Source organism: Pseudomonas sp. Pso3 (assembly GCF_055393275.1).
On sequence record NZ_AP043687.1, the window covers coordinates 2,902,498 to 2,925,150 of the forward strand.

Sequence of the window (22,653 nt, forward strand, 5' to 3'; positions counted from 1 at the left end):
CAATAACGAGCAGGCCACCATGACCCACCCTCACGCCCCATCCCGGCGCCAGGCCGGACGCTGCCCTTCCCTCCCGCCCCTGCAGGCCGCGGGGTATCGCTCATGACGGCCGGCGACGCCTTTCGCGAAGCGCGGGACTTCCTGCTGCGCCATCGCACCGACTACGCCACCGCCGTCCGCGATTTCCGCTGGCCGCAACTGGAACAGTTCAACTGGGCGCTGGACCATTTCGATCGCCTGGCCGAGGAGCATGCCGGTCCGGCGCTGTGGCGCCTCGACGCCGAGGGCCGGGAAGAGCGCTACAGCTTCGCCGAGTTGCGCCAGGCGTCGAATCGCACCGCCAATTTCCTGCGCGCCCAGGGTGTGCGCCGCGGCGAACGCATCCTGGTGATGCTGGGCAACGAGGTGGCGCTGTGGGAGACGCTGCTTGGCGCCTTCAAGCTGGGCGCCGTGGTGGTGCCCGCCACCACTCTGCTCAGCGATGCCGATCTGCAGGATCGGGTGCAGCGCGGGCGGATCGCCCACCTGGTGGTGGGCAGCGCCCACACGGAGCGTTGCGCCAGTCTGGATGCCGGCCTCACCCGCATCTGCGTTGGGGCGCCGGTGGCCGGCTGGCAACCCTATGCGCCGGCCGCCTGTGCCAGCGACTTCCTGCCGGATGGCCCGACCCTCGCCACGGATCCGCTGCTGCTCTACTTCACCTCGGGGACCACCTCGCGGCCCAAGCTGGTGCTGCACAGTCACAGCAGCTATCCGGTCGGGCACCTGTCCACCCTGTATTGGATCGGTCTGCAACCGGGCGATGTGCACCTCAACATCTCGTCCCCCGGCTGGGCCAAGCATGCCTGGAGTTGCGTCTTCGCGCCCTGGAACGCCGGCGCCTGCGTGTTCATCCATGACGTGCCGCGCTTCAAGCCCCAGGCGCTGCTGGAGGTGCTGGCGCGCTATCCGGTCACCAGCCTCTGCGCGCCGCCCACGGTGTGGCGGATGCTGATCCAGGAGGATCTCGCCGCCTACCGCGAGCGCCTGCAGCTCTGCGAGCTGGTCGGCGCGGGCGAACCGCTCAATCCCGAGATCATCGACAGCCTGCAGGCGGCCTGGGGGCTGACCCTGAGAGATGGGTTCGGCCAGTCGGAAACCACCGCCCTGGTGGGCAACACCCCCGGACAGCCGCTCAAGCCGGGCTCCATGGGGCGCCCGCTGCCCGGGTGTCACATCGAGCTACTGGATGCCGATGGCCGGCCGGGCGACGACGGCGAGGTGGCCCTGGCCCTGCAGCCACGGCCGGCCGGGCTGATGCTGGGCTACGAAGACAGCCCGGAAAAGACCGCCGAGGTGATGCGCGACGGCCATTACCGCACCGGCGATACCGCGGTGCGTGACGTCGAGGGCTACATCACCTTCGTCGGCCGCGCCGATGACGTCTTCAAGTCGGCGGACTACCGCATCAGCCCCTTCGAACTGGAGAGCGCCTTGATCGAGCACCCGGCGGTGATGGAGGTGGCGGTGGTGCCCAGCCCCGACCCCCTGCGCCTCAATGTGCCCAAGGCCTTCGTCATCCTGGCCGCCGGCCATTCGCCTTCGCCTGAACTCGCGCAGGAGCTGCTCGGCTTCGCCCGCGGCTGCCTGTCGCCCTACAAGCGGGTGCGCCGCCTGCAATTCGTCAGCGAATTGCCCAAGACGCTGTCCGGCAAGATCCGCCGCATCGAATTGCGCCTCGGCGAGGCCCAGCGCCGCGCCGGCGGCAGCGCCGACCTCCACGACTACGCCGAAGAAGACTTCGCCGCCCACCCTGCCCCGGCCACCCCGGCCACCCCGGCCACCGCTCAGGAATCCCTGTCATGACCCAGACCGCCATCAAAGACGTGCCGCTGCTGATCGACGGCCAGTTCGTCTCCTCCACCAGCCGCGAAAGCCGCGAGGTGATCAATCCTGCGACCCAGGAGGTGCTGGCGCGGGTGCCCTTCGCCACCGCCGAGGAGGTGCAGCGCGCCGTCGCCAGTGCCAAGGCGGCCTTCGCCACCTGGCGCAAGACGCCCATCGGCGCCCGGGCGCGCATCTTCCTGCGCTATCAGCAGCTGATCCGCGAGCACATGAGCGAACTGGCCGCGCTGCTCACCGCCGAACAGGGCAAGACTCTGGCCGACGCCGAGGGCGATGTCTTCCGCGGCCTGGAGGTGGTGGAGCACGCCGCGGCCATCGGCAACCTGCAGCTGGGCGAGCTGGCCAACAATGTCGCCAGCGGGGTGGACACCTACACCCTGCTGCAACCCCTGGGCGTGTGCGCCGGCATCACCCCCTTCAACTTCCCGGCGATGATTCCGCTGTGGATGTTTCCCATGGCCATCGCCTGCGGCAACACCTTTGTCCTCAAGCCGTCGGAGCAGGATCCGCTGGTGACCATGCGCCTGGCCGAATTGGCGCTGGAAGCCGGGGTGCCGCCCGGGGTGCTCAACGTGGTCCATGGCGGACCGGCGGTGGTGGACGCCCTCTGCGATCATCCGGACATCAAGGCGCTGTCCTTTGTCGGCTCCACCCGCGTGGGCACCCACGTCTATCGCCGCGCCAGCGAAGCCGGCAAGCGCGTCCAGTGCATGATGGGCGCCAAGAATCACGCGGTGGTGATGCCCGACGCGCCCCGCGAGCAGACGCTGGCCAACCTGGTGGGCGCCGCCTTCGGCGCGGCCGGTCAGCGCTGCATGGCGGTCTCGGTGGTGGTGCTGGTGGGCGAAGCCAATAGCTGGGTGCCGGACCTGGTGGCCAAGGCGCGCAGCCTCAAGGTGGGTGCGGGTCACGAGCACGGCACCGACGTCGGCCCGCTGATCTCCTGCCAGGCGCTGGACCGGGTCAGCGGCCTGATCGAGCGCGGCGTGAGCGAAGGCGCGACCCTGGAGCTGGACGGTCGCAACATCCAGGTCGAGCGCTACGAGAAGGGCAACTTCGTCGGCCCGACGCTGTTCTCCGGGGTGACCACCGACATGACCCTATATCGCGAAGAGCTGTTCGGACCGGTGCTCTGCGTGATGCACGCGGCCACCCTCGACGAGGCCATCGCCCTGATCAACGCCAACCCCAATGGCAACGGCGTCGCCCTTTTCACCCGCTCCGGCGCCGCGGCGCGGCGCTTCCAGGAAGACATCGACGTCGGCCAGGTCGGCATCAACGTGCCCATCCCGGTGCCGGTGCCGCTGTTCTCCTTCAGCGGTTCGCGCGCCTCCAAGCTGGGCGACCTGGGGCCCTATGGCAAGCAGGCGGTGCTCTTCTATACCCAGACCAAGACCATCACCACGCGCTGGCCCGACGAGCAGGACGTCGGCAGCGCCGGGGTCGTCAACACCACCATCACCCTCAAGTAAGGGAGACGCCAGCATGCATCTGGGATTTCTGGGACTGGGCAACATGGGCGCGCCCATGGCCCGCAACCTGCTCAAGGCCGGCCATCAGCTGACCGTCTATGACCTTTCCACCGCCGCCCTCGAAGCGCTGCGCGCCGAAGGCGCCGAGGTCGCCGCCTCGCCCACCGCCGTCGCCGAGAGCGGCGCGGAAGTGATCATCACCATGCTGCCCGCGGCTGCCCATGTGAAGACGGTTTATCTGGGCGACGACGGGCTGATCGCTCGGGCCCGGCCGGGCACCCTGCTGATCGATTCCTCCACCATCGATCCGCTCAGCGCCCGGGCGGTGGCCAGCGCCGCCGCCGAGCGCGGTCTGGAATTGCTGGACGCACCGGTCTCCGGCGGCACCGGCGGCGCCGCGGCGGGCACCCTCACCTTCATGGTCGGCGGCAGCGAAGCCGGCTTCCAGCGCGCCCAGCCACTATTGGCCGCCATGGGCCGCAACCTGGTGCACTGCGGCGCCAGCGGCAACGGCCAGGTGGCCAAGGTGGCCAACAACCTGCTGCTGGGCATCTCCATGATCGGGGTGGCCGAGGCCATGGCCCTGGGCACCCGCCTGGGCATGGACGCCAAGACCCTGGCCGGAGTGATCAATACCAGCAGCGGGCGCTGCTGGAGTTCGGAGGTCAACAACCCCTATCCGGACGTACTGCCCCAGGCGCCGGCCTCGCGCGGCTACCAGGGCGGCTTCGCCGCCGACCTCATGCTCAAGGACCTGGGCCTCGCCACCGAGGCGGCGCGCGCCGTACAGCAGCCGGTGGTCCTCGGCGCAGTGGCGCAACAGCTCTACCAGAGATTCAGCCGCGCGGGTGGCGGCGGGCTGGATTTCTCGGCCATCATCCAGGACTACCTGGACGAGGACGGTGCATGAGCGACGCCAAGGTACTGCTGGAAAGACGCGGCGGGGTCGGCTACCTGACCCTCGATCGCCCGGCCGGGCTCAATGCCCTGGATCTGGACATGGTGCGCGCCCTGCACGGGGCGCTGCGCGACTGGGAGCAGGACCCGGGCGTGCGGGTGATCGTGCTCCGCGGCAACGGGCCGAAGGCCTTCTGCGCCGGCGGCGATGTCCGGGCGCTGTACGACAGCTACCAGCGCGGCGATGACCTGCACCTGACCTTCTTCACCGAGGAATACGCCCTCGACCTGGCGCTGCACCGCTATCCCAAGCCGGTGCTGGCCCTGGCCCAGGGGCTGGTGCTGGGCGGCGGCATGGGCCTGGTCCAAGCGGCGCGGCTGCGGATCGTCAGCGAGCGCACCCGCATGGCCATGCCGGAAACCGCCATCGGCTATTTCCCCGACGTCGGCGCCAGCCATTTCCTGCCGCGCTTGCCCGACCACCTGGGTCTCTATCTGGGGCTGACCGGCGTGCAGATCGGTCCGGCCGATGCCCTGGCCGCCGGCCTGGCCGATGTCTTCATTCCCGAAGCGGCCAACGCCGACCTGCTGCAGCGCCTGGAGGCAGCCACTGCCCAGGGCCCCACCGACCTGGCCGCCCTGCTGCAGGAATTCGCCGCGGCGCCGGCCGAAGCCGCGCGCCTGACCGATCTGCGCCCGGCCATCGCCGAGCACTTCGCGGCGGCCACCGTCGAGGAGCTGCGCGCCAGCCTGGAGGCGGAGCAGCGCCCCGCCTATCGCGACTGGGCGCAGGAGACCCTCGCCACCCTGGACGCCCGTTCGCCGCTGGCGGTCGCCACCGCCCTGGAGTTGCTGCGCCAGGGCGGCGGGCTGTCGCTGGAACAGTGCTTCGCCCTGGAGCTGCACCTGGATCGCCGCTGGTTCGAAAAGGGCGAGATCGTCGAGGGGGTGCGCGCCATGCTGGTGGACAAGGACCGCACGCCGCACTGGAATCCGGCCCGCTGGCAGGACCTGGATCCACGCCGCGTCGCTGCCTTTTTCGCCGATTTTCGCCATTCCTGAGGGAGGCTCCCATGCACGACATCGAACTCACCGAAGAACAACGCATGATCCGCGACCTGGCGCGTGACTTCGCCCGCCGCGAGGTCGCGCCCCACGCCCGCGCCTGGGAAAAGGCCGAGTGGATCGACGACGCCGTGGTCGCCCAGCTGGGTGAGCTGGGCCTGCTGGGCATGGTGGTGCCCGAGCAATGGGGCGGCACCTACCTGGATTACGTCGCCTATGCCCTGGCGGTGGAAGAGATCTCCGCCGGCGACGGCAGCCTCGGCGCCCTGATGAGCATCCACAGTTCGGTGGGCTGTGGCCCGCTGCTGCGCTACGGTAGTGCCGAACAGCAGGATCGCTGGCTGCCCGACCTGGCCGCCGGCAAGGTCATCGGCTGCTTCTGCCTGACCGAACCCCAGGCCGGCTCCGAGGCGCACAACCTGCGCACCCGGGCGGTACTCGACGGCGACAGCTGGGTGCTCAATGGCAGCAAGCAATTCGTCAGCAACGGTCGCCGCGCGGGCCTGGCCATCGTCTTCGCGGTGACCGATCCGGAGCTGGGCAAGAAGGGCCTGTCGGCCTTTCTGGTGCCTACCGACACCCCCGGCTTTCGCGTCGAGCGCACCGAGCACAAGATGGGCCTGCGCGCCTCCGACACCTGCGCGGTCACCCTGGACAACTGCCGTATCCCGGCGGCCAACCTGCTGGGCGAGCGCGGCAAGGGGCTGGCCATCGCCCTCTCCAACCTGGAAGGCGGTCGCATCGGCATCGCCGCCCAGGCGCTGGGGATCGCCCGCGCGGCCTTCGAAGCGGCGCTCGGCTATGCCCGCGAGCGCATCCAGTTCGACAAGGCGATCATCCAGCACCAGAGCATCGCCAACATGCTGGCGGACATGCATACGCGCCTCAATGCCGCGCGGCTGCTGATCCTGCATGCGGCGCGGCTGCGCACGGCGGGCCAGCCCTGCCTGAGCGAAGCTTCCCAGGCCAAGCTGTTCGCCACCGAGACGGGCGAATGGGTGTGCTCCAAGGCCATCCAGATCCATGGCGGCTACGGCTACCTGGAGGACTACCCGGTGGAACAGTACTACCGCGACATCCGCATCACCCAGATCTACGAAGGCTCCAGTGAAATCCAGCGCCTGCTGATCACCCGGGAACTCGATCGCTACGAAATGTGAGGGCGTCCGGGATGACGGCCGTGACCTGCCCAGCAAAAGCCGAAGATGACACCCAGGCGTCATCTGGACAGCACTGGGCGGGTGCTACGCTCCTGACAGGGATCGTGTCTGGTCCCGGTCTTGCCAAGGAATACCGTTATGGCCTCCCTGCTCGCCTGCATCGATGGATCTCCCCACGCCGAAAGCGTCTGCGACCACACCGCCTGGTTGTCGCGACGACTGGACGCGCCCGTCACCCTGCTGCACGTGCAGGAGTCGGCCAGCAGCGGCAAGAAGGTCGCCAACGGCGCCCCGGTCTATCTGGACGATGACGTCGGCGCCGGCATGGCCAAGGCGCTGCTGCTCAATGCCCGCCAGCGCCTGCTGCAGCAGGGCCTGACCTCGGCGCCGCAGATCCTGCGCCGCCCCGAGGGGCTGGTGGATACCCTCAAGACCCTGGAGGCCGACACCCGCCTGCTGGTGATCGGCAAGCGCGGCGAGCGCTCCGGGGACAGCGGCATCGGCAGCCAGCTGGAAGCCGTGGTCCGCGCCGTGCACCGGCCGATCCTGATCTGCTCCGGGCCGTTCAAGCCGCCGCGGCAATTCACCATCGCCTACGACGGCCGGGAAGCCACCCACCAGGGCATCCTGGCGCTGGCGCGCAGTCCGCTGCTGGCCGGCATGAGCGGCACCCTGCTGCGCGTCGGCGAAGACGATCCGATCCTGCGCAAGCGCCTGGATGACCTGGCCCTGCTGCTGCGCAGCGCCGGATGCCGGGTCGATACCACCGTCGCCCATGGCGACGTGGAGCGCATCGTCCCCCGCCACCTCGACGAACGCCGGGCCGACCTGCTGATCATGGGCGCCTACAGCCACTCCTCGGTCTGGCGCTTCCTGCGCGGCAGTCGCACCACCCAGCTGCTGCACAAGACCGAGGTGCCGATGCTGCTGCTGCGCTGAGTCGCAATCAGTCCCTCCCGGAGGCGTTTCGTCGGCGAGTCGGCGCCAGCGCTCAAGCCCACCCGAAAATCGCCGAAGCAGAAGACATAGAGCCCTGCCCTCTGTAGGGCTCCCCGGCGCGTCGGTAGGCCCCATGAGCACCCATGTCATCCATTTCACCGGTCCCATCAATTCCACCAGCTGCGGCCAGCTGATCGCCCAGTGCTCCCAGGCCGTGCAGCAGGACGCCTCGCGCATCCTGCTCAAGATCGCCACCATGGGCGGCGATTGCAGCTACGGCTTCACGATGTACAACTTCCTGCTGTCCCTGCCGCTGCCGGTGCATACCCACAACCTGGGCACCGTCGAGTCCATGGGCAACATCCTCTTCCTGGCCGGCGAACACCGTACCGCCAGTCGTCACAGCAAATTCCTCTACCACTCCTTCTACTGGAATCTGAACAACTCGGTGGACCATGCGCGGATGGCCGAATACGCCATGTGCCTGGACTACGACCTGGATCTCTATGCCCGCATCGTCGCCGAGCGCACCGCCGGTGCCGCCGAGGCCCTGGACATCCACAGCTGCCTCAAGGCCAATGCGCGGCTGCTGAGTCCGGAAGCGGCCCTGACCACCGGGGTGATTCATGCCGTCGACGAATGCCGCGTGCAGCCGGGTGAGGTCACCACCTTCATCCATCTTTGAGCAGGCAATAAAAAACCCGGTGACCTTTGGCCACCGGGTTTTTTACTGCCCGATCCCGGGGATCAGCGGCTGAAGGACACCAGGGTGTTGGGGTAGCCGACGCTGGCATCCAGGCGGCTGGCGTCGAAGAACACCCCTAGGTTGTTGGCGCCATCCTGCACATAGCTGATCTTGAGGATCTGGCCATTGACCAGGCGCACCGAGCCACCCAGCTTGAAGGCCGAGCGATTGGCCGCGGTGGCCGGGATGGAGATGGCCGCGGCGCGACGGTAGACGCCGCGATTCCAGTCGGCATTGGTGAAGTCGTTGATGGCGCTGCTGACGCTGGCGGCGCTGGTCACCCCGGTGGGCGACACGGTCACGGTCTTGGGATAGCCCACGGCGTTGCCGTTGAAGGGCGTGCCTTCGGTGAAGACCCCCAGGCTGTTGCCGGCCTGCACCGAGGAGATCCGCCGCACCTGGCCATCCGCGGTGGTCAGGTAGGCACCGGCCTTGAAGGCGGCGCGATTCACCGCGGTCCCGGGTACCGAGACGGCGGCCTTCTTGAGGAACACCCCCTTGTGCCAGTCCGAGTTGGTGAAGTCGTTGATCACCGAGGTAACCGTGCCTGCGGTCGCGCCATTGCTCGGCGGCACCTGAACGCCTGCATTGCTGCCTGCGTTTCCGGTGTTGCCGGCGCTGCTGCCGCTGCCGGAATTGCCCACGGCGCCGGCGCTACCGCCAGCCGAACCGCTGTTGCCGGCCGTGCCACCACCGTTGGCCGGGGTGGTGCTGCCGCTGGCGACCGGGCCGATGGCGGTGCAGCTGCTGTCGTCCAGGTACTTGCGCAGGGTCGGCCACTGCGGCCGCTCCTGGCCATTGATCGGCTCCACCGACATGAAGTAGCTGCCCCAGCCCGGACCCGCGGCCCAGTAGGAGGCCGGGATGCAGTTCTGCTTGAGGTAGGCCAGCATGTTGTCCATCAGCAGGTTCCAGCGCGGATTGTTGTCCGGTACGCCGAATTCACCGATATAGCCGCGCTTGCCGTTCTTCTTCAGCCAGTCGACGAAGGGCTTCACCCGGGTCACGCCATAGTTGGCGTCGAGCTTGTTGACGTCGGTCTTGTCGTAGCTGCCGCCGGCGTTCTCGTCGAAGTAGGAATGCGCCGAGAAGATGATGTTGTTGGCCGGATCCTTCAGCCCCAGCAGGGCATCGTTGAACTCGGCCCAGCGGGTGGCGCTCGACCAGCCGTTGCCTTCGACGATGACCGGACGGGTGCTGTCCACCGCGCGCACGCCATTGATGCCGTACTGGGCCGCGGTCGGCCAGTAGGCCATGGCATCGTGGGGCTCGTTCATGATGTCGTAGGCGTACAGCGAGGACTGGCCGCTCCACTGCCGCGCGATGTGGGTCATGATCTCCTGATAGCGGGCATAGGGGACGCCGCTGGTGCCGATCACCTGACCGCGATAGCGGGCATAGTTGTGCAGGTCGAGGATGATCTTGATGCCGTGCTTCTGCGCATAGCCGAAGGTCTGGTTCACCAGGGCGACGTAGGCACTGTCCAGTGGGCCGCCCAGCTTGGGTTGCAGGCGCTCCCAGATGATGGGGAAACGGATCAGTTTGACGCCCCGCGCGCTCCACTGCTGGAAGTAGGCCTCCACCGGGAAGATGTAGTTGGTGCCATTGATGCCGGGCAGCACCTGGGGCGCGAAGCCCGCACCCGACAGATTCAGACCGACCAGGCTGACAGGCTCGGCCTGGGCAACGCCAGCGGACAGCGCGAGAACGGTGGCGGCCGCGGCGAGCGGACGACGAAGGGCGGTAGCGAGGGAGCGGATAGGCGTCATGGACAGATACTGCTTTGGGAGGCGTGGCGTCGATGTCCTTTGTGTACGAGCAAAGCCTGGGTTTAGGTAAGGCCACTGGGACGTGACAAGAAAAGCACTCTGCGTCCTGCAGTTGCCTTACCCAATACAAGTCATATGCCAGGTCGCTGAAACCTTTCACCGCGGCGGTGGTCATGCACGACCGCAGGGTGTCGCAAAGCACCGCTCTAGAGCCTTTGCAGGAAACGTAACCAAATATGCGTGGCATGGCGTCGCAGCGTGCGAAAGCTGCACGCGACAAAATAATCACGGCAGGAAGACAGAAATCTGACGCCAGATTTAGTGGCGCATGGCCTGGGGAATTTTCCCGGATCGCTGCTATCCAAGGCTCAGCAACGTCTTGTATATAAGGTCCAGTCATGCGCGCAGAACAGCCGGGAACCCCTGTCTTCCGACCCACCATCCTGGTGGTGGACGACGAGCCACTGGTCGCGGATTTCGTTACCGAGATCCTCGAACCCGAAGGCTTCAATATCATCGCCGCTGACTCCGCCGATGCTGCCTTGTCGCTGTTGGAGAAAGAGGACGCCAATATCGACATCCTGTTGACGGACATCCGCATGCCCGGCTCCATGGATGGCGCTCAACTGGCCAATCTGGTGTGCCAACGCTGGGCAGATATGCCCATTATTGTCATGTCCGGCTACGAAACGCCGTCCACCGCCAGCATCAAGTGCAAGGTACGCTTCCTGCCCAAGCCCTGGTCCATCGGTCAATTGATCGATGCCGTGAATGGCGTCGCCTATTCCGTTACGCCCAGCGCCTGAAGATCGAGGAACCCTGGCGATGTGAATGGTGTCACATCGCCACCTCGGTACTTCGGACAACAACAATGCTTGCCCTCACCCACCAGTTCGTCGCCCAGCTGCCCAATATCGACTGCCTGTTCGGCCCCCTGACCCCGGATGGCGGTCTGCCGGTGCAAGTCTGTCGTCCCGCCAGCGAACGTCGCCTGACCCTGATGCTGGATACCGCCCGCCTGCGCGACCGCGCCTATTGCGCAACCCAGGCGCAGCAGGTCCGCACTTCCCTCGGTATCCGCTAGGCGTTGCAGGCGCCTCATAGCGGCGGCGCCGGTCGCAACAGCACGGCCTTGAGCGAAAAGGCCGAGGTCACGCTGGCCACCCCGGGAATGCAGGTCAGGGTCTCGGCGAGAAAGTGCTGATAGGCTGCGAGATCCTGCACCACCACCCGCAATACGTAGTCCGCATCCCCGGTCATCTGGAAACAGCTCATCACCTGGGGCGCCTTGACGATCTCCCGCTCGAAGGCGCGCAGGTAGTCGGTGGACTGCTTTTCCAGGCGCACCGACACGAAGACGCTGACACTGCCGGCCAGCCGGGTTTCATCGAGCTGGGCGTGATAGCCCTGGATGTAACGCTCCTCCTCCAGTCGCTTGACCCGCCGTAGCGTCGGGGTCAGCGACAGCCCGATCTTCTGCGCCAGATCGCGCCAGCTCAGGCGGCCATCGGCGGACAGGGCGTTGAGGATGCGCAGGTCGATACGGTCCAGACCAGCCATGGTGCAAAACCTCCACTGTTGTTCTTGTACGGAGTTCAATAGCACCAAAAGGCCGGGCTGCACACCCTGAAATTGCGGCAAAACGGCTAGCCATGCCGGCCTATACTCAGGCGACCAATAACAAGAATGCCGAGGCCTCCACCATGTGGCACCCTGCATCGCATCCGGACGGCCAACCCGTCCTGCGACCCGCCTGCACCCTCTTCCACCAGGAGGGGCGGCCATGAGCGACCATCCACCCCTGCGCTTGCACGTTCCCGAACCCAGCGGCCGACCGGGACGTACCACCGACTTCAGCTACCTGCAACTCTGCCCCGCCGGCCGTGCGGAAAAGCCGCCCATCGACGTGGCACCGGTGGATACCCGCGAGCTGGCGACCCAGCTGATCCGCATCCTCGACGAAGAGGGTCGCGCCGTCGGCCCCTGGGCCACCGAAGAAGCGCCCGAATTGCTGCTGCAGGGCCTCAGGGCCATGCTCAAGACCCGGCTGTTCGATGCGCGGATGCTCAAGGCCCAGCGGCAGAAGAAGCTGTCCTTCTATATGCAGTGCCTGGGCGAGGAAGCCATCGCCGTCGGCCAGACCCTGGCCTTGCGCCCGGACGACATGCATTTCCCCACCTATCGTCAACAGGGCATCCTCATCGCCCGCGAGGCGCCGCTGGACGAGATGATCTGCCAGCTGCTGTCCAACGCCCGGGATCCGCTCAAGGGTCGCCAGCTGCCGGTGATGTACTCCTACCGCGACCTCGGCTTCTTTTCCATCTCCGGCAACCTGGGCACCCAGTACATCCAGGCGGTGGGCTGGGCCATGGCCTCGGCGATCAAGGGCGACACCCGCATCGCCGCGGGCTGGATCGGCGACGGCGCCACCGCCGAAGGCGATTTCCACGCCGCCCTCACCTTCGCCCACGTCTACCGGGCGCCGGTGATCCTCAACATCGTCAATAACCAGTGGGCCATTTCCACCTTCCAGGCCATCGCCGGCGGCGAGGGCATCACCCTGGCCACCCGCGGCCTCGGCTATGGCATCGCCGCCCTGCGGGTGGATGGCAATGACTTCCTGGCCGTGCTGGCCGCCTCGCGCTGGGCCGCCGAGCGCGCCCGGCGCAACCTGGGGCCGACCCTGATCGAGTGGGTGACCTATCGCGCCGGCCCCCACTCCACCTCGGACGACCCATCCAAGTACCGTCCCGCCGACGACTGGACGCACTTCCCCCTGGGCGATCCCATCGACCGGCTCAAGGCACACCTGATCGGTCGTGGCCTCTGGTCGGACGAACAGCACCAGGCGCTGAGCGCCGAGCTGGAAGCCGAGGTGGCCGCTGCCCAGAAGGCCGCCGAAGCCCACGGCACCTTTGCCAGCGATCTCGCCCCCAGCGCCGCCGACATGTTCGAGGAGGTCTACCAGGACCTGCCGCCGCACCTGCGCCGCCAACGCCAACAGCTCGGGAAGTGACGCCATGACCGTACAACAGGAAACCGACCTGCCGACCCAGGCCGGCAGCCGCAGCACCCTGACCATGATCCAGGCCATCCGCTCGGCCATGGACGTGATGCTCGAACGCGACAGCAATGTGGTGGTGTTCGGCGAGGACGTCGGCTATTTCGGCGGCGTCTTTCGCTGCACCGAGGGCCTGCAGGCCAAATATGGCGCCTCGCGGGTATTCGACGCGCCCATCTCGGAGAACGGTATCGCCGGCGCCGCGGTGGGCATGGGCGCCTACGGCCTGCGGCCGGTGGCGGAGATCCAGTTCGCCGACTACGTCTACCCGGCCATCGACCAGATCGTCTCCGAGGCGGCGCGGCTGCGCTATCGCTCGGTGGGGCAGTTCACCTCGCCGCTGGTGTTCCGCATGCCCTGCGGCGGCGGCATCTATGGCGGCCAGACCCACAGCCAGAGTCCCGAGGCCATGTTCACCCAGGTCTGCGGCCTGCGCACCGTGATGCCCTCCAATCCCTATGACGCCAAGGGCCTGCTGATCGCTTCCATCGAGAGCGACGATCCGGTGATCTTTCTCGAACCCAAGCGCCTCTACAACGGCCCCTTCGACGGCCATCACGACCGCCCGGTGACGCCCTGGTCCGGCCATCCGGCCAGCGCCGTGCCGGACGGCTATTACCGGGTCGAGCTGGAACGCGCCGCGGTGGTCCGCCCCGGCAAGCAGGTCACGGTGCTGACCTATGGCACCACCGTCTGGGTCGCCCTGGCGGCGGCCGCCGAGACCGGCATCGACGCCGAGGTGATCGACATCCGCAGCCTCTGGCCGCTGGACCTGCAGACCCTCACCGATTCGGTCAACAAGACCGGCCGCTGCGTGGTGGTCCACGAGGCCACCCGCACCTGCGGCTATGGCGCCGAGCTGGTGTCCCTCATGCAGGAGCACTGCTTCCATCGCCTGGAGGCGCCCATCGAGCGCGTGACCGGCTGGGATACCCCCTACCCCCACGCCCAGGAATGGGACTACTTCCCGGGTCCGTCCCGGGTCGGCGCCGCGCTCAAGCGCGTGATGGAGGTCTGAGATGGGTACCCATGTCATCAAGATGCCCGACATCGGCGAAGGCATCGCCGAGGTGGAACTGGTCAAGTGGTACGTGGCGGTGGGCGACGAGGTCGGCGAAGACCAGACCCTGGCCGACGTCATGACCGACAAGGCCATGGTGGAGATTCCTTCGCCGGTGGTGGGCCGGGTGGTCGCCCTGGGCGGCGAACCTGGCCAGGTAATGGCCGTAGGCGCCGAGCTGATCCGCCTGGAGGTGGCCGGCGACGGCAATCTGCGCGAGGCCAGCCGCCCCGCGCCGGTGGCAGCCACTGCGGCGCCAGCCCCCAAGGCGGAAGCGCCCACGCCCGCGGCGGCCCCAGCCCCGCGTCGCGCGGAGGCGGAGGTCCCGCGCGACGACGACCGACCAGCTTCCCGCCCGGCCCCCGGCAGTCCGCCGCTGGCATCTCCCGCGGTGCGCCAGCACGCCTGGGACCTGGGCATCGAACTCCGCTTCGTCACCGGCAGCGGTCACGGCGGGCGCATCCTGCATGGCGATCTGGAGGCCTATGTGCAGCAACGCGACGCCGGCTTGCCGCCCGCCACCGGCGGCGGTGGCCTGGCGAAACGCAGTGGCGAGGAGCGCATCCCGCTGATCGGCCTGAGACGCAAGATCGCCGAGAAGATGCAGGCCGCCAAACGGCATATCCCCCACTTCACCTATGTGGAAGAGGTGGATGTCACCGAGCTGGAAGCCCTGCGCGCCACCCTCAATCAGCGCTGGCAGGGTCGTCGTGCCCACCTCACCCTGCTGCCCTTTCTGGCGCGCGCCCTGGTGGTGGCGGTACGGGACTTTCCGCAGATGAATGCGCGCTTCGACGAAGAGAGCAGCACCGTGACGCGCTATGGCGCGGTGCACCTGGGCATCGCCACCCAGGGCGAACAGGGGCTCGCGGTGCCGGTGGTCCGCCACGCCGAGGCGCTGGATCTCTGGGGCTGCGCCCAGGAGGTGGCGCGGCTGGCCACCGCGGTGCGCGGCGGCAAGGCCGGTCGCGACGAACTCTCCGGCTCGACCCTGACCATCAGCAGCCTGGGTCCGCTGGGGGGCATCGCCTCCACGCCCATCATCAACCATCCCGAGGTGGCCATCATCGGCGTCAATCGCATCGTCGAGCGCCCGGCCTTCCGCCATGGGCTGGTGGTACCGCGCAAGCTGATGAATCTCTCCGCTTCCTTCGACCACCGGCTGATCGATGGCCAGGACGCCGCCAGCTTCATCCAGGCCGTGCGCCAGCTGCTCGAACAACCCGCCACCCTCTTCCTGGAGTAGCCATGGACACCCGACTCCTCATCATCGGCGGCGGCCCCGGCGGTTATGTCGCCGCCCTGCGCGCCGCTCAGCTGGGCATCGCCACCACCCTGGTGGAGGGCGCCGCCCTTGGCGGTACCTGCCTCAACGTTGGCTGCATCCCCTCCAAGGCGATGATCCATGTCGCCGAGGAATTCCATCGCGCCTGCGGTCGCGCCGACCAGGGCGCCCTCGGTATCCGCCATGGCCGCCCGGAACTGGACCTCGACCAGGCCGTGGCCTGGAAGAACGGCATCGTCGATCGCCTCACCACCGGCGTCGCCGCCCTGCTCAAGAAGCAGGGGGTGACGGTGGTCGAGGGCTGGGCCGAGATCCTCGACGGCAAGACCGTGGAGGTGCAGCGCGCCGGTGGCGAACGGCTGCGCATCCGTACCGAACACCTGGTGCTGGCCATGGGCTCCACCTCGGTGGAATTGCCCAGCCTGCCCTTCGGCGGCCCGGTGATCTCGGCCACCGAGGCCTTGTCGCCTACAGAGATTCCCGAGGATCTGGTGGTGGTGGGCGCCGGCTATATCGGCCTGGAGCTGGGCATCGCCTATCGCAAGCTGGGCGCCCGGGTCGCGGTGGTGGAGGCTCAATCGCGCCTGCTGCCCGGCTACGATGCCGAGCTCACGGCGCCGCTGCGCCAGCGACTGGAACGCCTGGGCATCGAGCTCCACCTGGGCTGCACCGTCGCCGGTCTGGCCGCGGACGGCGCTGGCCTGCGAATGACCCGCGGTGACGGCGAGGAGCAGGTCCTGCCGGCCCAGCGCATCCTGGTGGCGGCCGGTCGCCGGCCTCGCACCGAAGGCCTGGAGCGCCTGCCGCTGGACTACGACGGCCGCTATATCCGCGTCGACGACGGCTGCCGTACCAGCATGACCGACGTCTGGGCCATCGGTGATCTTACCGGCGAACCCCTGCTGGCCCATCGCGCCATGGCCCAGGGCGAGGTGGTCGCCGAGCTGATCGCCGGCAAGCGGCGGCGCTTCGCGCCGGTCGCCATCCCGGCGGTCTGCTACACCGATCCGGAGATCGTGGTGGTCGGCCTGACCCCCGAGCAGGCCAAGGCCCAGGGGCTGGAGACCAAGGTCGCCAGCTTCCCCTTCGCCGCCAATGGCCGTGCCCTCACCCTGGAGGCGCCGGAAGGCTTCGTGCGGGTGGTGGCTCGTGCGGACGACCATCGCATCCTTGGCTGGCAGGCCACCGGGCAGCAGGTGGCGGAACTGGCCACGGCCTTTTCCCACAGCCTGGAAATGGGCATGCAACTGGAAGACGTCGCCGCCACCCTGCACCCCCACCCCACCCTGGGCGAAGCAGTGCAGGAAGCGGCGCTGCGCGCCCTGGGCCGGGCCCTGCATCTGTGACCGGCCTGCCGCGCGACAGCCTGGCGCCGGGCATCCTCGACGAAGCCCTGGCCGGGCTGTGCCGGCGCAGTGGTCAGGCGCCGGAGGCCCTGCTCGCTGCCGAAGGCGTCCAGCCAGCCGAGCTGCTGCTTGACCGCGAGCGCCTCTCGGCGCCGCTGTTCGGCCAGCTGTGGTATCGCCTGGCGTGGCGTTTCGATGACGAGTTCTTCGCCCTTGGCCCACGCCCGCTCCCGGCTGGCAGCTTTGCCTTTCTCTGCCAGAGCACCCGCCTGCAACCGACCCTCGGTGACGCCCTGCGGCAGAGCGCCGACTTCCTGCGCCTGACCCTGGGCGTCGATCTGCGCCTGCAGCGCAATGGCGGGCAGGCGACCCTGCGGCTGGGCCCCGGCAGCCTGCCGGGCAGCTTTGCCGTCTTTACCCTCTGGCTGATCCTGCACGGCCTGGCCTGCTGGCTGGTGGGCCGCCGCTTGCCACTGGCGGAGATTCGCCTGACCGCCCAGGAGCCGCCGGCAGAACTGCTGGCCGACTATCGCCAGCGCTTCGGCACCCACCTCAGCTTCGCCCGCGGCGAAGACTGCCTGCTGCTGGACGCCGCCGTATTGGGCCTGCCGATCCGCCGCAGTGCCGCGGATGCGCGTCGCTTCATCGCCGCCGCACCGGGCAATCTGCTGGTGCACTATCGCGACGACGCCAGTCTGATCGTCCGCATCCGCGCCCTGCTGCGCAGTCGTGCCCCGGAAGACTGGCCGGACGCCGTCAGCCTGGCCGCGACCCTGGGTCTTTCGGCTGCGACCCTGAGACGCCAGCTGGCGGCGAGTGGCCAGACCTACCAGCGCCTCAAGGACGAACGTCGCTGCCGCCTGGCCTGCCGCCAGCTGGATCAAGGCGCCCTGCCCCTGGAGGAGCTGGCCCTGCGTCTGGGTTTCGCGGATCCCCGCTCCTTCCAGCGCGCCTTTCGCAAGTGGACGGGCTTGAGCCCCCTGGGCTATCGCCAGCGCCAGAGTCGCGCGGGTTAGCCCTCCGCCAGCTGGGCGGCGATGGCGGCGGTGTCGATCGCCGAGCGCACCTCACGGATTCGCCCGTTCTCGAAGCGATAGAAGACGTGCTCGCTGAAACGCACCCGCCGTCCGTTCACCGCCAGCCCGAACAGCTCGCCCCGTGGCGTGCAGTCGAAGTCCAGTTGCGCGGCCAGCCAGGGCGCTTCCACGACCAGCAAGCGCGCCGCGAAGTGCAGATCGGGAATGGCGGCATGATCGCCTTCCAGCATGGCCTGGTAGCCCGCCAATCCCAGGGGCCGGCCGTTGTGCTCGACGGCTTCGTCGACATAACGGCCCAGCTCCGTCCAGGCCTGGCGGTTGAGGCAGTCGAGGTAGGCCTGGTAGTGACTGCCGAGTTCGGTTGCGGCGAGGGGCATCACGAATTCTCCATGGTCATTGACTGCTACAGGGGACCACGCCAGGCCGGCAAGTCTCCCTTCACCCGAGGCGATTCTTTACCAGACGGCCGCCCTGCAGGATGACGTCCAACCGCTCGCCCTGCCCCACCAGGCAGGAAATATCGGTCAAGGGATCGCCATCCACGACCAGCAGATCCGCCAGGGCGCCAGCCGCGATGAAACCCAGCTCGCCCTCCCGTTCGAGGATGCGCGCCGCGACGCTGGTGGCGCTGCGCAAGGCTTCCAGATTGCCCAGCACCTCGGCGCGGATGCGCAGTTCCTGGGTCTGGTATTCGTGCATCTCGCCCAGCAGGTCGGAGCCGTAGCCCATGGGTACGCCCGCCTCGGCGAAAAATTCCAGGGCGCGACGGCCGGCCAGGCGGACGTCTTCGATCTTGGCCACGGAATCCGCTGGCAGCCCATAGCGGGCGCCGTGCTCGGCGAGCATCTCGTAGGTCACCTGGGTGGGCACGGCGAAGGCGCCCCGCTCGCGCATCAGCTGCGCCGTCTCCCGGTCGACCAGATTGCCGTGCTCGATGGTGCGCACCCCGCACGCCACGGCGCGGCGAATGGCGCGGGCGGTATAGGCATGGGCCATCACATAGGTATTGGCCGCTTCGGCTTCCTCGACGATGGCGCGGATCTCGGCTTCGCTATACTGGGTATTGGCGATGGGATCGGTGGGCGAGGACACCCCGCCGGAGGCCATGATCTTGATCTGGCTGGCGCCCTGCTGCAGTTCCTCGCGCACCGCCTTGCGCACGTTGTCCACCCCGTCCACCACCCGGGCGATGGCACCGGCGCGGAAGCAGCAACTGCACGGCTCGTTCAGCAGCAGCTCCCCACGCGCCCGCATGTCGCCATGGCCGCCGGTCTGCGACAGCGCCTTGCCGGAGGCGAAGATCCGCGGGCCCGGCACCAGTCCCAGGGCGATGGAGCGCGCCAGCGCCCAGTCCGCGCCGCCGGCATCGCGGACGGTGGTGAAGCCGCGCTCGAGCATGGCGCCCAGGATCGGCAGGGCGCGGTACATGATGATGGCGTTCGGCTGCAGGGCGTTGAAACCCAGGTTGGCGCTGGAGGCCAGAACATGCACATGGCAATCGATGAGGCCGGGCATCAGGGTGCGGCCGCCCAGATCGATGACGGTGACGCCTGCCGGCGGCGCAGCGCTCTGGTCGCGCACGGCGGTAATGCGCTCACCCTCCACCAGGACTTCCTTGCCGGTGATCAGGGTGCCGCTCGCCAGATCCAGCAGCTTGCCGTTGCGCAGCAGTAGAGAGGTGCCTTGAGTCATGCGGATTCTCCCGAAGGTTGCTCGCTGGCGGCGTCGCGAAACAGCGCCGCGCCCACGGCACTGATGGCCGCGGCGAACATGATGTAGAAGGCCGGCGCCAGCGGGCTGCCGGTGGCGGCGATCAGCCAGGTCACGGTAAAGGTGGCGAAGCCGCCGAACAGGGTCACGGCGAAGTTGTAGGCCACCGACAGTCCGGTGGAGAGCACCCGGGTCGGCAACAATTCGCCGAAGGCTGCCAGCAGACCGCCCAGATAGCCGGAGATCAGCAGCCCCAGCACGGCCTGGAACACCAGCAGGGAAGCCAGGCCCGGCCAGCGATTGAGCATCCAGAACAACGGCCAGGCGAGGCAGAAGACGGCGATGGCCGACCCCAGCAGCCAGGGTCGCTTGCCCTGGCGATCGGCCAGGCGCCCGACCAGCGGCGTCGCCACCAGCAGCACCAGGCCACCGAGTACGCCGGCGGTGAAGCCCAGGCCACTGGGCAGACCCAGCACCCGGGTGGAGTAGGACGGCAGGTAGAACAGCACGGAGTAGGTGCAGACCGTCCAGAGCACGACCATGGAAAAGGTGATCGCGGTCTGGCGGGGATAGATGCGCACTACCTCCCGCAGCGGCGACTGGGCACGCTCGACGGTGGCATAGGCCGGGGTTTCGTCGATGCGGCTACGGATGTAGAAACCGACGGGGCCGATCAGGGAGCCGAACAGGAACGGCAGGCGCCAACCCCAGCTCTCGAGTTGCTCCGGGGTCAGCAACGCCGACAGCAGCGCGCCGGCGCCTGCACCCAGGGCGACCGCCACCCCGATGCTGGCCTGGATCCAGCTGGAGTAGTAGGCCTTTTGCCCAGCGGGCGCGTGCTCGGTGAGAAAGGCGGTCGCGCTGCCCATCTCGCCACCCGCGGAAAAGCCCTGCAGCAAGCGCGCGAAGACGATGAGCGCCGGGGCGAACAGCCCCCACTGGGCATAGCCCGGGGTTACGGCGATGATCAGGGTACCGGCGGCCATCAAGAGGATGGTCAGCGACAGCGCCGCCTTGCGGCCGCGGCGATCGGAGTAGATGCCGAGCAGGATGCCCCCTACTGGCCGCATGAAGAAACCGACGCCAAAGGTGGCCAGGGCCAGGAGGTAGGAGGTGAGTTCGCTGGCGGTCGGAAAGAACACCTTGGCGATGATGACGGAGAAGAAGCTGTAGACGGTGAAGTCGAACCACTCCAGACCGTTGCCGATCACGGTGGCGACGACCGCCTTGTTGGCCTGGCGGCGGTGGGCGGTGGACGGCTGCGGGAAGGTCGTAGCGCTCTGCATTGTTGGCTCCCTGAATGCGAGTCGCGCAGGAAACTCGGGAGTCCCTGCACCGGCGACGGCAGTTTCGATAAAGGAAACAGGACGAGGATCTCCGCCCTCTGCCGCCGAGCTTAAGGGGCTACCCGGGACGCAGGAAAACGCTGATTGCAGGGGTTTGCATGCGCCAGGCGCATGCAAGAGGGGTCAAGGTGACGCGCTCAGGGCGTCGTTAAGCCAGGCTTCGAAACGGCGCGTCGCCAGGCCCGGCTGGCGATCGCCCGGCCACAGCAGGTAGTAACCCCCCTGCCCCTGCACGCATTCGCTACAGGCTTCGACCAGCGCGCCCGAGCGCAGGTGGGCATCGATCATGGGGCGCCAGCCCAGGACGATACCGTGACCGGCAATCGCCAGATCGACCAGGATGGGGTACTGACTCACGGTGAGCCGCTGGCGGATCCGCGGGGCTGGATAGCCTAGCCGCGCGAACCACTCCGTCCAGGACAGCCAGCGTCGCTGCCCGTCCTCGATCATCAGCAGGCGCCGGTCGAGCAGCTCCGGGGGAGACAGCTGCTGCCCGCCCAGGTAGTCCGGGGCGCAATAGGCGCCTACCCATTCGGGAAACAACTGGCGACCGGCCAATCCCGGCGGCGGCGGTTCCCGCAGGAAATAGAGCGCCAGATCGAATTCGGGCTTGAGCAGGGTATCGAGGTTGTCCAGCACCCGCAGGCGCACGTCGATGCCGGGAAAGGCACTGGCAAAATGGCCGATCAGCGGCCCCAGCCACAGGGCGGCGACGCCCGAGGAGCAGGCCAGGACCAGTTGCTGCTCGCCACTGAGATCCATGACCTCGGCGGTGGTTTCCGCCAGGCCCGCCAAGAGTTGCTGGACCCGCTCGGCATAGCGCTGCCCGGAGACGGTCAGGTGCAGCCGCTTGTGTTCCCGCCGAAACAGCGCGCGACCGAGAAAGGCCTCCAGCTGCGCCACCTGACGGCTGATGGCGCTTTGCGTGAGATTGAGCTCGAGCGCGGCACGGGTAAAGCTGCCAAGCCTGACCGTTGCCTCGAAGGCAATCAGATTGGTCAGGGGTGGCAAGGGGTCGATACGCATCCGAAGGCTCTGCGACGCTGGGCGGAAACGGCCAGTCTAGCGCCTCCGAGAAGCGCCGGGAGCGCTCAACGATGCTCGAACTTCGCCGGGCGCTTCTCGACGAAGGCGGCCATGCCTTCCTTCTGGTCGGCGCTGGCGAACAGCGAATGGAAGACCCGGCGCTCGAAGCGGATGCCCTCGGCCAGGCTGGTCTCGAAGGCACGATTGACGCTCTCCTTGAGCAGCAGGGTCGCCGGCAGCGAGCGACTGGCGATGCCGCGCGCGGCTTCCAGGGTGCGCTCCAGCAACTCGTCGGCGGGAAACACCTGGGCAACCAGGCCGGCGCGCTCGGCTTCGGCGGCGGGCAGCTGGCGTCCGGTCAGGCACAGCTCCATGGCCTTGGCCTTGCCCAGGGCGCGGGTCAGGCGCTGGGTACCGCCGATGCCGGGAATGACGCCCAGGGTGATCTCCGGCAGGCCGAAGCGCGCGGTGTCGGCGGCATAGATGAAGTCGCACAGCAGCGCCAGTTCGCAGCCACCACCCAGGGCGTAGCCGGCCACGGCGGCGATCAGCGGCTTGCGCCGCTCGGCGATGCGGTCGGCGACGCGGAAATAGTCGTCCAGGTAGATCTGCGGATAGCCCTGCCCCGCCATTTCCTTGATGTCGGCGCCGGCGGCGAAGGCCTTGGCCGAGCCGGTGAGCACCACGCAACCGACCTCGGGATCGGCGTCCAGACGCGCCAGCATGGCATCCAGCTCGTGCAGCAGCTGGGCATTGAGGGCGTTGAGCGCCTTCGGGCGGTTGAGGGTGATGAGGGCGACGCGCGCCTCGATCTCCAGCAGCAGGGTCGATTCGGCAGAGGGTTCGCTCAT

Annotated in this window: 21 protein-coding genes; 14 read left to right on the forward strand and 7 right to left on the reverse strand. The window is 68.0% G+C overall.

Annotation, left to right across the window (positions count from 1 at the left end):
- Positions 1-102: 102 nt before the first annotated feature.
- The 7 genes from ACZ5R1_RS13635 to ACZ5R1_RS13665 all read left to right on the forward strand — a co-directional run bounded on the left by ACZ5R1_RS13635 (position 103) and on the right by ACZ5R1_RS13665 (position 8,102).
- Positions 103-1,845, forward strand: coding sequence for an AMP-binding protein (locus ACZ5R1_RS13635; protein WP_464712396.1), 1,743 nt, complete (start codon positions 103-105; stop codon positions 1,843-1,845).
- Entirely contained in the window at positions 1,842-3,356 is a 1,515-nt protein-coding gene (locus ACZ5R1_RS13640; protein WP_027597701.1) for a CoA-acylating methylmalonate-semialdehyde dehydrogenase, read from the forward strand. Before ACZ5R1_RS13635 ends, ACZ5R1_RS13640 begins: the two co-directional genes overlap by 4 nt.
- Positions 3,357-3,369: 13 nt before the next feature.
- Positions 3,370-4,266 carry a 3-hydroxyisobutyrate dehydrogenase gene (gene mmsB / locus ACZ5R1_RS13645; RefSeq protein ID WP_027597700.1) on the forward strand — a complete coding sequence of 299 codons (897 nt, stop codon included), beginning with the start codon at positions 3,370-3,372 and terminating at the stop codon, positions 4,264-4,266.
- On the forward strand, positions 4,263-5,315 hold the full coding sequence (locus ACZ5R1_RS13650; RefSeq protein WP_027597699.1) for an enoyl-CoA hydratase/isomerase family protein: 1,053 nt from the start codon (positions 4,263-4,265) through the stop codon (positions 5,313-5,315). The genes mmsB and ACZ5R1_RS13650 overlap by 4 nt, the downstream gene beginning before the upstream one ends.
- 11 nt (positions 5,316-5,326) lie before the next feature.
- Positions 5,327-6,478 (forward strand): acyl-CoA dehydrogenase family protein, encoded by a 1,152-nt coding sequence (locus tag ACZ5R1_RS13655; protein WP_278388047.1) that lies wholly within the window; start codon positions 5,327-5,329, stop codon positions 6,476-6,478.
- Between the two features lie 138 nt (positions 6,479-6,616).
- Positions 6,617-7,417, forward strand: coding sequence for a universal stress protein (locus tag ACZ5R1_RS13660; protein ID WP_007162211.1), 801 nt, complete (start codon positions 6,617-6,619; stop codon positions 7,415-7,417).
- Between the two features lie 133 nt (positions 7,418-7,550).
- On the forward strand, positions 7,551-8,102 hold the full coding sequence (locus ACZ5R1_RS13665; RefSeq protein ID WP_007162210.1) for an ATP-dependent Clp protease proteolytic subunit: 552 nt from the start codon (positions 7,551-7,553) through the stop codon (positions 8,100-8,102).
- 62 nt (positions 8,103-8,164) lie between these two features.
- On the opposite strand, the gene ACZ5R1_RS13670 is transcribed toward ACZ5R1_RS13665, so the two are convergent.
- A complete protein-coding gene (locus ACZ5R1_RS13670; protein WP_027597698.1) occupies positions 8,165-9,931 on the reverse strand; it encodes a glycoside hydrolase family 5 protein in 1,767 nt (588 codons plus the stop codon).
- A 398-nt stretch (positions 9,932-10,329) separates the two neighbouring features.
- On the opposite strand from ACZ5R1_RS13670, the gene ACZ5R1_RS13675 reads away from it, so the two are divergent.
- Positions 10,330-10,737 carry a response regulator gene (locus tag ACZ5R1_RS13675; RefSeq protein ID WP_007162208.1) on the forward strand — a complete coding sequence of 136 codons (408 nt, stop codon included), beginning with the start codon at positions 10,330-10,332 and terminating at the stop codon, positions 10,735-10,737.
- 65 nt (positions 10,738-10,802) lie between these two features.
- Entirely contained in the window at positions 10,803-11,015 is a 213-nt protein-coding gene (locus ACZ5R1_RS13680; protein ID WP_007162207.1) for a hypothetical protein, read from the forward strand.
- A gap of 14 nt (positions 11,016-11,029) precedes the next feature.
- On the opposite strand, the gene ACZ5R1_RS13685 is transcribed toward ACZ5R1_RS13680, so the two are convergent.
- A complete protein-coding gene (locus ACZ5R1_RS13685) occupies positions 11,030-11,491 on the reverse strand; it encodes an Lrp/AsnC family transcriptional regulator (protein ID WP_027597697.1) in 462 nt (153 codons plus the stop codon).
- A gap of 223 nt (positions 11,492-11,714) precedes the next feature.
- Here ACZ5R1_RS13685 and ACZ5R1_RS13690 point away from each other — a divergent pair, with 223 nt between their 5' ends.
- The 5 genes from ACZ5R1_RS13690 to ACZ5R1_RS13710 are packed head-to-tail and all read left to right on the forward strand — an operon-like array spanning position 11,715 to position 17,699.
- Positions 11,715-12,947 carry a thiamine pyrophosphate-dependent enzyme gene (locus tag ACZ5R1_RS13690; protein WP_464712397.1) on the forward strand — a complete coding sequence of 411 codons (1,233 nt, stop codon included), beginning with the start codon at positions 11,715-11,717 and terminating at the stop codon, positions 12,945-12,947.
- A gap of 4 nt (positions 12,948-12,951) precedes the next feature.
- Complete coding sequence (locus ACZ5R1_RS13695) at positions 12,952-14,010, forward strand: alpha-ketoacid dehydrogenase subunit beta (RefSeq protein WP_007162204.1); 1,059 nt, start codon at positions 12,952-12,954, stop codon at positions 14,008-14,010.
- Position 14,011: 1 nt separating this feature from the next.
- Positions 14,012-15,298 carry a dihydrolipoamide acetyltransferase family protein gene (locus ACZ5R1_RS13700; RefSeq protein WP_027601239.1) on the forward strand — a complete coding sequence of 429 codons (1,287 nt, stop codon included), beginning with the start codon at positions 14,012-14,014 and terminating at the stop codon, positions 15,296-15,298.
- Between the two features lie 2 nt (positions 15,299-15,300).
- Positions 15,301-16,683, forward strand: coding sequence for a dihydrolipoyl dehydrogenase (gene lpdA, locus ACZ5R1_RS13705; protein ID WP_464712398.1), 1,383 nt, complete (start codon positions 15,301-15,303; stop codon positions 16,681-16,683).
- A complete protein-coding gene (locus tag ACZ5R1_RS13710) occupies positions 16,680-17,699 on the forward strand; it encodes an AraC family transcriptional regulator (RefSeq protein ID WP_077173094.1) in 1,020 nt (339 codons plus the stop codon). Before lpdA ends, ACZ5R1_RS13710 begins: the two co-directional genes overlap by 4 nt.
- On the opposite strand, the gene ACZ5R1_RS13715 is transcribed toward ACZ5R1_RS13710, so the two are convergent.
- The 5 genes from ACZ5R1_RS13715 to ACZ5R1_RS13735 all read right to left on the reverse strand — a co-directional run bounded on the left by ACZ5R1_RS13715 (position 17,696) and on the right by ACZ5R1_RS13735 (position 22,653).
- Positions 17,696-18,097: an ester cyclase gene (locus ACZ5R1_RS13715; RefSeq protein WP_464712399.1), complete on the reverse strand. Its 402-nt coding sequence runs from the start codon at positions 18,095-18,097 to the stop codon at positions 17,696-17,698. The genes ACZ5R1_RS13710 and ACZ5R1_RS13715 overlap by 4 nt on opposite strands.
- A 61-nt stretch (positions 18,098-18,158) precedes the next feature.
- Positions 18,159-19,412 (reverse strand): metal-dependent hydrolase family protein, encoded by a 1,254-nt coding sequence (locus tag ACZ5R1_RS13720; RefSeq protein ID WP_464712400.1) that lies wholly within the window; start codon positions 19,410-19,412, stop codon positions 18,159-18,161.
- Positions 19,409-20,716, reverse strand: coding sequence for an MFS transporter (locus ACZ5R1_RS13725; RefSeq protein ID WP_058790840.1), 1,308 nt, complete (start codon positions 20,714-20,716; stop codon positions 19,409-19,411). The genes ACZ5R1_RS13720 and ACZ5R1_RS13725 overlap by 4 nt, the downstream gene beginning before the upstream one ends.
- A gap of 183 nt (positions 20,717-20,899) precedes the next feature.
- On the reverse strand, positions 20,900-21,802 hold the full coding sequence (locus ACZ5R1_RS13730; RefSeq protein WP_027597689.1) for a LysR substrate-binding domain-containing protein: 903 nt from the start codon (positions 21,800-21,802) through the stop codon (positions 20,900-20,902).
- Between the two features lie 65 nt (positions 21,803-21,867).
- Positions 21,868-22,653, reverse strand: a complete 786-nt coding sequence (locus ACZ5R1_RS13735) for an enoyl-CoA hydratase (RefSeq protein ID WP_007162199.1) — start codon at positions 22,651-22,653, stop codon at positions 21,868-21,870.

Bases quoted from the DNA above. Each gene is read 5' to 3' on its own strand.
- ACZ5R1_RS13735 (WP_007162199.1), bottom strand. From the start codon at position 22,653: ATGAGCGAACCCTCTGCCGAATCGACCCTGCTGCTGGAGATCGAGGCG.
- ACZ5R1_RS13665 (WP_007162210.1), top strand. From the start codon at position 7,551: ATGAGCACCCATGTCATCCATTTCACCGGTCCCATCAATTCCACCAGC.
- ACZ5R1_RS13635 (WP_464712396.1), top strand. From the start codon at position 103: ATGACGGCCGGCGACGCCTTTCGCGAAGCGCGGGACTTCCTGCTGCGC.
- ACZ5R1_RS13670 (WP_027597698.1), bottom strand. From the start codon at position 9,931: ATGACGCCTATCCGCTCCCTCGCTACCGCCCTTCGTCGTCCGCTCGCC.
- ACZ5R1_RS13675 (WP_007162208.1), top strand. From the start codon at position 10,330: ATGCGCGCAGAACAGCCGGGAACCCCTGTCTTCCGACCCACCATCCTG.
- ACZ5R1_RS13660 (WP_007162211.1), top strand. From the start codon at position 6,617: ATGGCCTCCCTGCTCGCCTGCATCGATGGATCTCCCCACGCCGAAAGC.
- ACZ5R1_RS13700 (WP_027601239.1), top strand. From the start codon at position 14,012: ATGGGTACCCATGTCATCAAGATGCCCGACATCGGCGAAGGCATCGCC.
- ACZ5R1_RS13640 (WP_027597701.1), top strand. From the start codon at position 1,842: ATGACCCAGACCGCCATCAAAGACGTGCCGCTGCTGATCGACGGCCAG.
- ACZ5R1_RS13725 (WP_058790840.1), bottom strand. From the start codon at position 20,716: ATGCAGAGCGCTACGACCTTCCCGCAGCCGTCCACCGCCCACCGCCGC.
- ACZ5R1_RS13690 (WP_464712397.1), top strand. From the start codon at position 11,715: ATGAGCGACCATCCACCCCTGCGCTTGCACGTTCCCGAACCCAGCGGC.
- ACZ5R1_RS13730 (WP_027597689.1), bottom strand. From the start codon at position 21,802: ATGCGTATCGACCCCTTGCCACCCCTGACCAATCTGATTGCCTTCGAG.
- lpdA (WP_464712398.1), top strand. From the start codon at position 15,301: ATGGACACCCGACTCCTCATCATCGGCGGCGGCCCCGGCGGTTATGTC.
- ACZ5R1_RS13695 (WP_007162204.1), top strand. From the start codon at position 12,952: ATGACCGTACAACAGGAAACCGACCTGCCGACCCAGGCCGGCAGCCGC.
- mmsB (WP_027597700.1), top strand. From the start codon at position 3,370: ATGCATCTGGGATTTCTGGGACTGGGCAACATGGGCGCGCCCATGGCC.
- ACZ5R1_RS13720 (WP_464712400.1), bottom strand. From the start codon at position 19,412: ATGACTCAAGGCACCTCTCTACTGCTGCGCAACGGCAAGCTGCTGGAT.
- ACZ5R1_RS13715 (WP_464712399.1), bottom strand. From the start codon at position 18,097: ATGCCCCTCGCCGCAACCGAACTCGGCAGTCACTACCAGGCCTACCTC.
- ACZ5R1_RS13650 (WP_027597699.1), top strand. From the start codon at position 4,263: ATGAGCGACGCCAAGGTACTGCTGGAAAGACGCGGCGGGGTCGGCTAC.
- ACZ5R1_RS13685 (WP_027597697.1), bottom strand. From the start codon at position 11,491: ATGGCTGGTCTGGACCGTATCGACCTGCGCATCCTCAACGCCCTGTCC.
- ACZ5R1_RS13680 (WP_007162207.1), top strand. From the start codon at position 10,803: ATGCTTGCCCTCACCCACCAGTTCGTCGCCCAGCTGCCCAATATCGAC.
- ACZ5R1_RS13655 (WP_278388047.1), top strand. From the start codon at position 5,327: ATGCACGACATCGAACTCACCGAAGAACAACGCATGATCCGCGACCTG.